General features: G+C 73.6%; 5 protein-coding genes. All 5 read left to right on the forward strand.

The features are described 5' to 3' along the window. The first annotated feature begins 207 nt into the window (after positions 1–207). The 5 genes from ACZ7L6_RS29920 to ACZ7L6_RS29940 all read left to right on the forward strand — a co-directional run bounded on the left by ACZ7L6_RS29920 (position 208) and on the right by ACZ7L6_RS29940 (position 13134). Entirely contained in the window at positions 208–2466 is a 2259-nt protein-coding gene (locus ACZ7L6_RS29920) for a VWA domain-containing protein (RefSeq protein ID WP_471929200.1), read from the forward strand. A gap of 171 nt (positions 2467–2637) precedes the next feature. Then, a complete protein-coding gene (locus ACZ7L6_RS29925; protein ID WP_471929201.1) occupies positions 2638–6402 on the forward strand; it encodes a tubulin-like doman-containing protein in 3765 nt (1254 codons plus the stop codon). Next, positions 6399–9194, forward strand: a complete 2796-nt coding sequence (locus ACZ7L6_RS29930; RefSeq protein ID WP_471929202.1) for a hypothetical protein — start codon at positions 6399–6401, stop codon at positions 9192–9194. The genes ACZ7L6_RS29925 and ACZ7L6_RS29930 overlap by 4 nt, the downstream gene beginning before the upstream one ends. Then, positions 9191–11329: a serine/threonine-protein kinase gene (locus ACZ7L6_RS29935; protein ID WP_471929204.1), complete on the forward strand. Its 2139-nt coding sequence runs from the start codon at positions 9191–9193 to the stop codon at positions 11327–11329. The genes ACZ7L6_RS29930 and ACZ7L6_RS29935 overlap by 4 nt, the downstream gene beginning before the upstream one ends. Continuing rightward, positions 11326–13134, forward strand: a complete 1809-nt coding sequence (locus tag ACZ7L6_RS29940; protein WP_471929206.1) for a hypothetical protein — start codon at positions 11326–11328, stop codon at positions 13132–13134. Before ACZ7L6_RS29935 ends, ACZ7L6_RS29940 begins: the two co-directional genes overlap by 4 nt. Positions 13135–13138: the final 4 nt, after the last annotated feature.

Below are 13138 nucleotides of genomic sequence, written 5' to 3' on the forward strand. Positions count from 1 at the left end.
GCGTCACCACGTACACGTCGCACGACGAACCGAGCACCTCGACACGACGCACCAAGCACCCAGCCAGCACGACGCACAGGCACCAAGCACCCAGCACCTCAGCAAGACGAACCAGAACCTCAAGCACCAACCTCGCGCACGAATTCGAAGACCAAGGGGACGGCCGTGGGAAGAGTCACGGGAAGACGGCAGACAGGAAGGGCCCGGGTGCGCCACGCCGCGGTCTCGGTGCTCAGCGGCACCGCGGTGTTCGTGTCGCTGTTGGCACCGGCCGGTCAGGATCCGGTGCCGGCGGCGGACTCCGAGCCGGCGTTCCCGGCGGTCGACTACGCGGTGGCCGTGGACGAGTCGGCCAGCCTCGCGCCCGAGGACATGAAGGCCGAGAAGGCCGCCGCCCAGCGGATCGCACTGGGCGACGTGTCCTCGTCCTCGCAGGTCACGGTCTTCGGCTTCGCCGCCGCCGAGACCGCCGACCAGCGCGCGGTGGACCCCGTGTGCCCGCGCACCACACTGGACGCGGCGGGCCGCGAGACGATCGGCAAGTGCGTGGACAAGCTGCGCAGCCGCAAGAAGAGCGAGGGCACCGGCACCGACCTCCCCAGCGCCATCCGCCAGGGCGTGCACGACCTGACGGACGGCTCGGACGCCTCCACGCCCCGGGTGCTGTTCCTGCTGACCGACGGGAAGATGGACGTAAAGGACAGCCCCAAGTACGGGGATCCGGCACACCGTGAGGCCGAGGGCGAACGGCAGCTGAAGGAGGCGCTGAAGGACGCCGCCGCCCAGAACGTGCAGATCTGGCCGTTGGGCTTCGGTCCCGACCCGGACAAGAAGCAGCTCGACCAGATCGCCGCCGGCGGCTACCAGAAGGGCTGCGTCGCACTGCCCTCCGCGACTCCCAAGGCTCACAAGGTCTCCGGGGCGAAGGACGTCGGCACCACGCTGGAGAAGATCTTCGCCGCCGCCCACTGTCTGCGCCACGAGCCGGGCCCCGACCCCCAACGGCCGCCGTCCACGCAGGAGATCGGCATCTCCCCGCTCGCCACCGTCGGGAGCATCGTCGTCGACAAGGGCGACCCCGAGGTGAAGATCAGCTACATCGACCCGGCGGGCGACAAGGTCACCAACACCTCCGGGACGTACAAGAAGTCCCGGTTCGAGCTGGCGGGCGGCAGTGGCACCGTCGAGGCACTGAAGATCGTCGATCCGCTGCCCGGCGTCTGGAAGGTGAAGGCGGAGGCCCCGGAGGGCCACCGTTCGCTGCCCGTCGCCGTCAGCGTGCTGTGGCAGGGCGAACTGCGCGGCGCCATCACCATGGACCCGCCCTCGCCGCAGGCCGGCGAGAAGGTCACGGTGACCATGCGGCTGCAGACGCGCGAGGGCTACGAGATCAAGGACCCGCGCGACTACGAAGGGCTGCGCGTCCGCGGTGAACTGAGCGGTGACGGCTTCTCCCCGCTGGCGATCGACCTCACCGACGGCGGCAAGGGCGCCGACCCCAAGGCCAGTGACGGCTCCTTCACCGGCACCGTGACGGTCCCGCAGGACGCCGACGGGGCGCTGAAGGCGAGCGCCACGCTGACCGCCTCGGGGCTGCGCGCCGACACCCGCGACGAGGAGAGCGTGGTCGCGCCCGGCGACCTGCCCGTCAAGGCACCGCTGGAACTGCCCGCCGGCAGCACCCACCCCGGCGGCACGGTCACCGGCACCCTGGACGTCAGCAACACCACCGACACCCCGCACACCCTGCGGCTGTCCGTCACCGACGTGAAGGACGGGCTGCTCTCCGTCGAGCCGGACGAGATCACCCTCAAGCCCGGTGAGCAGGGCACCCGGAAGGTCACGGTCGGGGTCTCCCCCGCGAGCTCCTTCGGCGACCGCCTCGGCGACGGCCTCGACCTCTCCGGCACCTTCACCGTCGTCGACACCACCGACGACGACCGGGTGCTCACCCGTGAGCCGATCTCGGTGCGCGTCACACCGGAGCCCGGGATCTGGGAGAAGTACTGGTGGGCGTTCGTGTCCGGCGCCGTCGCGCTCGCGCTGGGCGCCGCGGCCGTCGTCGCGTGGCTACGGCTGCGCAGGCGCCGGCGGGACCCGTTCGGGCTGGTGCTGCAGCTGGTCTCCGAGGACGGCACCGTCCTCAACGAGCACAAGGCCGGGCACGGCAACAACAAGCAGTGGTACGAGTTCGCCGTCGCCGAGGCTCATCGCAGCCCGCGGATCGAGAAGCGCGCGCACGGCCCGTACGCCGTCCGGCGCAGCCGCGAAGGCGGAGCGGTGGTGCGCAAGGGCGGCAGCCGGTTCCCGCTGACCACCCGCGGCCAGGTCCAGCTGACCGACACGATCGCCCTCGCCCTCGGCGGTGCCCCCGGCTCGGGCCCCCGGCCGCCGCAGGACGCCTTCGCGGGTGGCACCGGCCCGCGGAACCCGAGTCCGGGCGGCGCCTACGACGAGTTCCTGTGACGCGCGAGGGCGGGCCGGACACATCACCACCCGGCCCGCCCGCGCGCGGCACACAACACCGCATCCCACCGCACCGCATCCCACCGCCGCGCGGCCCTCCCGCCGCGCGGCACCACGGACGTACCCAGCACACACCTGCGGCCGCGCCGGCCGTGAAGCGGGGAGGAACCCATGAAGATCTTCCAGCCGATGCTCTTCGTCGGCCTGGGCGGCACCGGAGGCCTGGTCGGTGCCGAGCTGGAACGCAGACTGCGTGCCGAACTGTGCGGCCCGGACGGCATGGCACTCAGCCGGCACAGCGGCCACGCCCCGTTCCAGCTGCCCGACTGCCTGCAGTTCGTGTACGCGGACTACAGCGAGAGCGATCTGCAGCGGCTGCCGCAGTTCAACGTGGACCCGTCCCTGCGGGCGGCGTACGCCCGTACCTCCCGGGCCACCCACAACCTGCTGCCGAACTTCGACGCCTCCCCGGAAGTGACCAAGATGCTCCGGGCGGTCCTGCGCGACGAGGTCGCCGACTGGCTGCCGCCGCGCGTCGACGAGCCGAAGGTCACCCCGCTGCACGCCGGCGCCGGACAGCTGCCCACCGTGGGCCGGGCCGCCCTGTTCGCCACGCTCCGGCACGGCCTCGCCCCGGTGCTCGAGCCGCTGCTCCAGTCGATCGACGCGATCGCCAAGGCGGGCGGCGAGCTGAGCGAGCTCGGCGGCGGCAAGGTCAACGGCTGTGACGTGTTCGTCGCCTTCTCGGTGGCCGGCGGCACCGGCGCCGGGATCTTCCTCGACTATCTGCACCTCATCAACCACGCCTTCCAGCTGCGCCGCTTCGACGGCGTGAAGATCTACCCGCTGGTCGTCATGCCGTCGTCGTTCTCCGCCGCGACCGGCGGCGGGCGCGAGGCGGAGCTCAACGCGGCCCGGGCGCTGGTCGACCTGTTCCGCCTCGTCGACACGCAGAACGCGCCGTCGGAGGGCCACGAGATCGGCGATCTCGACCAGGAGCTCGGGCTCGGCGTCCGCTACCCGGGCATGACCCCGATCCGGCTGCGCACCGGCATCCTGCCCACGGCGTTCCTGTTCAGCCCGACCGCCGGCATCCGCGCGGACGACCTGCGCCGCTCCATCGTCTCCCTGGTGATGTCGCTGATCGGCACCGAGCTGGGCGACGGCAGCGTACGTGGCCGCAAGCTCGCGGCCGACGACGACTTCACGACCTTCGCCGCGAGCTTCATCAACCGGGGCGTGCAGCGCAGCGCGGTCTCCCCGACCGGGATCGGCCGGCAGGGCGTCTCCACCAGCCTGGTCGCCTCCATGACCGCGCCGATGGACCAGCTGGCCGACCTGGTGGCGGGACGGCTGCTGCGGCTGGCGGTCACGGACCTCGTGGAGCGGCCGCGGGCGGAGCTGCGGGACGGGGCGGTCCCGCTGATCCGGCAGCTGTTCGCCGACTCCCACCTCGAAGAGCTGTGGGAGCGCAGGCAGTTGGCGGTGCCCGAGCCCGATCCGCTGCCGCGCGGCGGCAAGAACATCGAGCAGGCGCTCGGCGAGCGCATCGCGGACATGCAGCGGCTGCTGTCCGACCTGCGCACCGAGGCGGACCGCGCCGCGATCGCGATGGCCGACCGGTTCGCCCCGCGCCCCGCCATCGACAAGCTGCTGCAGACCGTGGACCCCTTCCTCGCCGAACGCGTCGTCCGGGGCGTCCCCGACAGCGACGAACCGATCGCCAAGCTCGGCTTCCTCGGCATGCTGGACAGCCGCGCCCGCACCCCGCAGCGCCCGCCCGGGGTGACCGAGCAGCCGCCGAAGATCCCCCGGATCAAGGGCCAGTTGGGCGGCCTGGCACCCGCCCGCTGGGGCGACGACGACGTGCAGGCGGCCATCCAGGAGCAGGACGCCTGGTACCAGTGGCGCTGCCGGCTGGTGTGGCACGAGGCCTGGCGCGAGCAGCAACAGCACTGGCAGCCGCACGCCGACGCGGCCGGCGCCGACCTCGGACGCCTGGTGAACGCCTTCCGCCGGCACAGCGACCAGGAGCGCAAGACGGCCGAGCAGAAGGGCCGCGAACTGTACGAGGACCGCACCGGCATCTCGTATCTGCTGCCGCCGCAGCGCAGCCTCAACCACTTCTACGAGGACGTCGTGGGCCGGCTGATCCACCGGGAGGGGCTGCGGGAGCACGACGACGAGTCGGACCTGTTGCTCAAGCTGGTCGACGGTGACACCTGGCGCCAGGTCCACGCCCAGAGCCGGCGCGATCCGGAGGGCGCGGTGGCCCGCGTCAAGGGACAGCTGGAGGCCCGGATCACCCGGCTCTTCGCCGAGAGCGGGGCGCATCTGGAGCAGCGGCCGCTGCTGCCGTCCATGGGCACGCTGCTGGCCGCGGCAGCGGGGGACGCGGACGCCAAGGACCAGGTCAGCAAGGAGGCGCTAGACCTGTTCGGCCGCAAGCTCACCGGGCTGCTGCCGGTCGGGTTCACCCCGGAGGGCACCGGGCTGCTGCGGGTCCTGGTGACCTACCCGCGGGTTCAGGCCGTGGACGAGGTGCAGGAGTTCCTCGGCAAGACCCTGCGGCTGCCCTCGGACGCGAAGAACTCCGTGGAGTACCGGGGCGTGGAGAGCGACTCCATCACCGTGGTCCTCTTCCGCAGCGAGATGAGCCTCACCCAGGTGCCCGAGGCCCGCAAGGTGCTGCGCCAGTGGGCCCGCGCGAAGGACAACGAGCAGGCCCAGGACGTCCTGCGGTGGCGGCAGCGGCTCGGCTACCGGGACAGCTGGATGGTCAGCAGCGAGGAGGACCGGCGCGTCATCCTGCACCGGCTGCTGTGCTGCATGTGGAACGGCCAGGTGGACGTGATGGACGGCGACCCGGCGTCGCCGGAACGCATCCGGCTGCGGCTGCACCCGGAGAAGGGCACGAACGTCCCCGGTGTGCGGCTGCGGCTGGGCGACTACCCCGGCGGCGTGTCCAGCTGGGCCGAGCTGCTGCGCTCGTACGAACGCTGGACGGTCCTGGACGACGAGCGGATCGTCGAGGACTACTGCCGCGAGCTGATGGCGGCTCAGCCGCTGGGCCTCGCCCGCACCGGCAGCGAACCGCATCCCCTCTTCGTCGACCTGGTCGAGAAGGTCGCCCCCCGCCAGCTTGAGCTGCTCACGGAGCGCCGGGAGCGGGGCGGCGAGCGGGTCGAGGGCTGGGTGCGCCCGCTGTGGGAGTTCTGGGCGGAGACCCTCCCGGCCGCCCTGGACACCGAGTTCGGCGACCAGCGCGCGGTCCAGCCGACCCTGCGCACCCTGCTGGAACACGTCCGCGGCGGCACCCCCACCGACCCCCGCCCCCGCGGGGGCCTCTCGGCACCCCGGCGCCCGGCACCCGACGAGGACGACTGGGGGACGACACCGGTCTCCTCGCGGGGCGGGGGCGGTTACGACGACTACGGCGCCGACTCCGACACGCCGTACGACGGCGAGCGCGGCGCAGCGGACCGGGAAGGCCCCGACGCCCGGGACAGCCGCCGCGACAGCGACGCCGGCTCCCGGGCCGGCAACCGCCGCGACGACTACGACGACTACGACGGCCCCGGTCCCGACAGCGCCCGGCACCGCGGCGGGTACGACAGGCCCGACCCGGACGCCGACCGCCACCGCGACGCGTACGACAAGCCCGACCCGGACGCCGACCGCCACCGCGACGCGTACGACAAGCCCGACCCGGACGGTGATCGCGGCCGCGACGGATACGACGAGTTCGGCGACCGCAACCGCCGGGACGGCCGCCGCGACGGCTACGGCGACTACGACCGGCCCGACCCGGACAGCGACCGCCGCCACGGCGGGCACGACGACGGTCAGGGCGGTCGGCGGCGCGCGCCGTGGGACCGCGACGAGCCCGGCGACACCGGCCGGGGCGGCGCCCCCTGGGACGGTGACGTGCGGTGAGCCGGTCCCAGGACTTCAGTACGGTCATTCATCTGGACCTGCGTGCCGGGGCCGCGGCGCTGCACGACCCGTCGGCGGTGCGGGCAAGAGTCGCCCAGGAGTTGGGCCGGGCCGGGCTGCCGGAGCCGGACGACCCACTGTTCCTGGTGGTCGACACCCCGGCCGGGCTCACCGACCACCAGCTGCAGTACGAGCTGCTCACCGGTTACCGGGCGGTCGGCGAGGTCCGGCTGCTGGTGCTGCTGGTCGGCAGCGCGCCGGGCGCGTTCGCCGGTGCGGAAGGCGGCTTCCAGCCCGACCGCCGGCTGCTGCGCCCCTCGGTGCTGCGGGCCACGGGCACCGGCCTGCTGTGGGCCGGCGATCTGCGCTCCGCCCGCACCGCGCTGGAGCGGCCCGAGCCGGACGACCCGGACGCGCTGGCGGTCCTGGTGGACGTCCTGTCCGTCCCGGACGTCTATCTCGCGGTGCTGGACAGCATCCAGTCGCTGCCCGAGGCCGTCGCCGCGCCCGGCGTACGGCTGCTGGAGCAGGACCTGCCGCCGGAGGTGCGCGACCGGGCCTGGCGTGACGCGCTGACCCGGTTCGCCGGCGAGGACACCGACCTGGCACCGGACGTGCTGCTGACCGCCTCCTCCGGAGCCGACCTGCCGGAGCCGCTGCGCGGACTGGTGGCGGGCCGGGGCGGCCGGGACCTGGGGCACCGGGAACCGGGCGGCGTGGCCGACGACGCCTACCGTGCCTGCGCGGACGCCCTCGAGTACGCCGAAAAGGCGCTGGCCGGGCTGCGGTCCCTGCCCGGTCTGCTGCGGGCCTCCCGCCGGGAGGCGTTCGAGACGGACGTCGACCAGGCGCGCCAGGCGCTCGACAACTACCGCGACCTCGTTGCCACGGCCCTGCGCAGCGGCGGCGGCACGGCACCGTCGGCGGCCGAGTCGGCGACCCGGCTGGCCGCCCTCGGGCTGCGGGTGCCGTCGGCCGAGGGCATGGGCGAGCGGATCGGCGAGGGACTGCGGGAGTTCGCCCACAAGCTGCTGGGCCAGGGGCTCGCCCTGCGGTCGGTCGCCCAGCGCTTCACCGGTCTGGCCGGACGCGTGGAGCCGCTGCCCGGCTCGGCACTGCTGCCGAAGCTCGCCCCGCACTCCGCCGAGGCGGTGGCCCGGCAGACGGCGGGCGCGGCCGGCACCGCCGTGCCCGGACCGCCGGTGGCCGGTCCGCTCGCGGCGGCCGGGGCGGGGCTGCTCGGCGCGCTGTGGTGGGGGCCGCTCCTCCCGCTGGCGGTCGTCGTGCCGCTGCTGTTCGTCGGGATGGCGGTGCTGGGCTCGGCCCGGCTGAAGGGTGCGGGTCGCCCGGGCCGCTGGGGCGTGGCTCCCACGGTCGCGGCGTTCGGCGGAGCGCTCGTCGGTGCGGCGGTGGCGTACGCGACCGAACCCCCCGTCTCGGTGAGCACGATCGGCCTGCTGGTCGCTCTCGGCGTCGCGGAGGAGACGGTACGCCGGCTCTGGCGCGCGGCGGCCGCCGCCTGGGCGCCGGGCCACGCGACCGCCGTACTGCGCCACGCCCTCGAGGGTCTGGACGCCCTGCTGGCAGAGGCGGTCCGGGAGCACTGGGCCGTCGAGGAGCGCCTGTACTGCGCCGACGCCGCCCGTTCCGTCGCCGGCATGCTGCGGGCGACGGCGGCCGCGGCGGAGGCGGAGGCGGTGCCCGAGCCGGAGCGGCGGGTGGCGGCCGGGGTGTCCGCGTCCTTCGGGGCGTCCGGCGCCGGGACGTCGGACGAGGACCGCTGGCTCGACGACGACACGGACCTGGAGCTCGACGACGCCTTCACCGACGCCGACGACGGCGACTGGGCGAGCGTGTACGCGTGGGAGGACGAGCCCGCCGGGGAAAAGGGGAAGGAGCCGGACCGGGAGAGTGCGGGCGCGCCAAGGGAGCGGCGTACCAACGGAGTTGTGCCGCGCTGGCTGGAGCGGGAGAGCGGTGAGGGCGGGCCGGAGCTGGTCGCGACCCTGTCCGCCGATCTGACGGACGCGGCCCTGGAGGCGATGAAGCACTACTGGGGTGCCGTCGAACGCGGCCAGGCCGGCGCCCGCGCCGTCCGGCGCACCGAGGAACGGGTCCGCGAGCTGCTGTCGACGGCCCGCCATCACCTCCAGCACAACGGGGTGCTGGCCCCGCCCCCGTTCGCCGCCGCGCGCCGCGTCCGCGCCACCTCGGCCAACCTGCTCGGCACCGACCCGCAGGGACCGGCCGACCTGGTCGGCGCGGAGGCAGGCCGGCAGGCCGTGGTGCAGCTGTCCACACCCGAGCAGGGCACGCTGCTCAGCCGCGACCCCGCGGCCGCGGTGTGGCTCAGGTTCGCCCCCATGGCCGTACGCGACGAGGTCGAGAAGGCCTGGCGGACCAGCGGTTCGGTCCACCCGGAGGAGGTCCTGTGGACGTCGTCGGGCCGGTACGCCGGCCTGGTCCGGCTCACCCCGCTGCGCGTGGGCGTGGTGGAGACCGTCCGCCCCCGTCACGGCTCGGGTCCCGACGGGACGGACCTGGACAGGGAACCGGCCAGGGACACGGACGCCGGGACGGAGACGTACGGCACGACGAACCCGTACGACCGGACAGAGCCGTACGAACGCACAGACCCGTACAGCCGGACAGAGCCGTACGAGCGAGCAGAGCCGTACGAGCGGACGGATGCGTACGACCGGACCGACCGGACCGACTCGCACGACGACTGGCTGAGCTCGGGCGACGGCTGGCCGGAGAGCGACGCACGAGGGGACGGCGACCGCTGGTGACGAGCACGACGCATTCCCCGCTGCCGGGGCCGGGCGGACCGGCCCCGGACAAGCTCGCGTTCACCGTGCCGTCGGGGCGGCGGCGCGTCACCCCGGTCCGGGTCGGCCGCGAGTTCCGCCGGGACCGGCTGCTGCCCCAGCTGATCCGCAAGGCCGTGCTGGACGACGAGGGACAACAGTGCGTGCAGGTACGCCTGAGCGCCAAGGAGGCGGCGAACCCGGCGGCGCGCGCCCTGCTGGACACCGAGGCGGGCACGGCACTGCAGCTGAACCAGCTGCTGGGCGACACGGAGTACGCGGCCCTCTTCCCGAGGCTCGTCGGCTACGAGCTGGACACCGCCGAGCCGTACCTGCTGTACGACCCGCCGCGCGGCACGCCCGTGGCGCGGATCCACGTCATGTCCGCGACCGACCAGGAGATCTTCACCCGGGACCTGATGCTGGCCCTGTGCCTGCTGGAGGGTCAGGGCCTGGTGCCGCGCGGCGTCTCGCCGGCCACCGTGTTCTGGGACGGCGCCAAGGTCCAGCTCTGGGGGCTGGAGTCGGTGACCCGGACCGGACGCCCGCGCCGCCCGTGGGGCCGGGCGCCCTTCTGCTCGCCGGAACAGCGCCGGGGCGAGGCACTCGCCGACGCGCGGGACGCGGTGTGGAGCGCGGCCCAGGTCCTCTACCAGCTGGTGACCGGACGGCCCGGCCCCGCCGATCAGCCGCCCGCCGACCTGCGCGACCACCGCAAGCTGGACCAGACGTTGCGGCCCGCCTTCGCGCCGCGGGCGGGCGACCGGCCGACGCCCGCCCAGGTGCTCGACGTGGTGGCGCCGGGCGCCGCCCGCCGCGTCCGGCTCGCCGTGCCCCCCGACGAGACGGGCCCGCACCACGAGGCCTTCGAGGAGGCGCTGCGGCTCAAACGGCAGGCACCCGCGGCCCGGCCCCGGCCCGAGCCGGAGAACGGCGAGGTGCTCTGCCCGTACTGCCTGGAGACCATCCGGCTGGACCTCACGAAACTGTTCGTCACCGACAGCCGGATGCAGTACAAGCCGCTGGACCTCAAGGGCATCAACAACCCCGTGCGGCGGACGGACGTCATGCGCGGCGCCGTCCAGAAGTGCACGGCGGACCCGGAGTTCCCCACGCACTACATCCCGGTGCCCTATCTGACGTACGGCCGTCCGCTGACCGTCGCGATGGTCGGCCAGTCCTCCACCGGCAAGAGCCATCTGCTGACCCAGATGATCGCGGCGATCACCGACGGCGGTCTGGAGCCGTTCGGCCTGAAGTGGCAGTCCGTCAATCCGGAGCAGCACGCCCGGTTCGTCCGGGACCGGGTGCAGCCGTTGCGCAGCGGCAAGGTCCTGGACCACACGGCGGCGCTGGGCATGGACGACTTCGCCCGCTTCGTGGAGTCCCTGCTGATCACCGACGCCCGCGGGCAGGTGCGCCCGGTCGCCTTCTTCGACCTCGGCGGCGAGGACCTCGTACGGACCGACGCGGCGCTGCGGTTCCTGCTCGGGGTCGACGCCCTGGTCTTCGTCGTCGACCCGGCGCTCGCCCTGCCGCTGCCGCAGCTGGACCACGCCCGGGAACGCTGGGGTGTGGAGGTGAACCGGGACGGCGACCTCGCCTTCGGCACGGTCCTGGACCGGCTGCCGAAGAACGGCGGATACCTGGACGTGCCGTCCGCGATGGTGCTCGGCAAGGCCGACCTCCTCAGGTTCCAGCCGCCCGTCGACCGCTGGCTGAACCGCCCGCCGGCCACCTCCCTCGACCCCGAGCTGATGCGTGAGGAGAGCCGGGACGTCTACGGGCTGCTGCGGCGGCACGCGGGCCAGGCGTGGCTGCGCCCCTTCGACGCGATCCGCCGCTGCACCCTGCACATCGCCTCCGCCACCGGCGGCCAGGAGGACCACGGCCGCTATCCGGCGGGGGCCGGGCCCCGACGGGTCCTGGAGCCGCTGGTGGCCCTGCTGGCCATGCACGGCCTGATCCAAGTCCCGGGCGGTGCCGATGCATTGGCGGTCGGGGAGGCCCCGGCGCTCGAAGCGGTGCCGTGGGACGGGGCCGGGGAAGCCGAGCGGTTCGAGCGTTCTGAGGGGCCCGAGGAGCCCGACGGATCCGAGGAAGGAGAACACCGGTGAACGACTTCCAGGACCGGGACTCGGTGCACCAGATCGTCTTCCGCTGGGACGGCAACCACGGCCGCCAGGGCACCGGCATGAACGCCGTCGCCCACTCCTGCGACGCCGCGCGCGCCGAGGAACTGGGCCGGGAACTGGGCCCGTTGCTGTGGGTGTCCGGCGCGGCCGCGGCCCGGCCGAGCGTCGTGCGCACGCTCTCCCGCGACGACGACGTCCTGCTCGTCCAGCGCTGGCCCACGACCGACCGGGGCGGGCGGCCCAGCACGGTCAGCCATGTGCTGGTCGGGGACCGCGGCACCCTGCCGCCCGCGCGCTGCCTCGGGCTGGCGTACAACGGCGGCTGGCGCAAGCAGGAGAGGGCCGAGCAGGAGTCCGGCCGGCTGTCCAAGTTCGATCTCACGGACCTGCAAGAGCTGGCGAGGGGCCGGCTGCCCGGCATGGTGGAGCGGCTGCCGGAGGTCGAGCGCGCGCTGATCCTCGCCGGCGCGGAGCTGCTGCGCGATCCGAGTCAGCGGGTGTCGCTGCTGCTGGAGGAGAAGACACCGGAGAGCTGGCCGGACCCGGCCATGGTGCCGCTGGTCTATCTCGGGCTGTTCCGGATCTTCGGATCCTGGCCGGCCGAGGAGTGGACGTTCGCCACGTACGACACGGTGGACAGCCACCCCCTGCGGCTGATGTCCGTCCCGCGCTGGGAGCCGGACTCGGGCGGGTCCGGCCCGCTGGCCCGGGTCATGGGACGCCGACCGGCCACCTTCCAGTTCGAACACAAGGCGGCGGCACAGCTGGTGGCCCACCTCCTCGCCCACCCACAGGCGCCTCCCGGCGTACCGCAACTGACCGAGGCGCTCCCCGACGGCGCGGCCCTGGACTGGGAGAGCCGCCGCGACCGCCTCAGGAAGATCCTCGGCCCGGACCGCCAGGAACGGGTCCGCTCCCGGGAGCGGACCGAGGAGAGGGCACAGGAACGGGAGTGGGAACTGGACCGAGCCGGGGCGCCTTCCCAGACCACGGCCGTCCCGGAGGCGTACCCGACGGCTCCGTACGAAGACCCCTACGGGCAGCCGTACGCGCACGCGACCGCGGCCCCCACCCCGAACGGCCACGACACCTACGCCCTCCACCAGGATCTGCGCGACAACCACCAGAGCGACGGAATGCGCCGCAGTCTCCTGATGGCGCGGCTGAGCGACCAGCCCGACGAGGTGCTGCTGGACGTGCTGAGCTCAGGCGAACTGCCGTCGGACTCCCTGGACTTGGTGTTGAGGGAGCTGGGCAAGCCCGACCGCGTGCAGGTACGCCATCCGGACATGCAGCACGCGCTGTGCGCGGAGGTGCTCCGGAACGGCCTGTACTTCAGACCGCAGGGAATGGCCATGGCCGACCGGGCGGCCGACCTCTTCACCTGGGCCGTCGCCCCGGTGGCCCGGGACCGGCGTCATCTGCCCCAACTGGGCGAGGTGCTGCACCTGATGAGCCGCAGCACCCACCCCACGGCGTTCAACTGGCTCCGGCAGAGCATCATCGAACCGCCGAACGGCCAGGTACCCGACCTGCCACCGGAACTGTGGCGAGAGCTGCTGCGGGACGCGCTGAACCGCAACGGCAGGCACCCCACCGCGCCCTCACCGCCCCGCCCGGCTCAAGCACCCACAGCCCCACCCCCACAGCCACCGGACCTCACTGCGGACCCCATCGGCTTCACGGCCCGGCTCTCCGACATGATCAACAATCCGGGCTGCTTCATCGGAAGCATCGTCGTCCTGGGTGTCGTACTGGTGGGGCTGGTGGTGATGCTCTTCATCTGACGCG

The organism is Streptomyces sp. NPDC107522 (assembly GCF_055657525.1).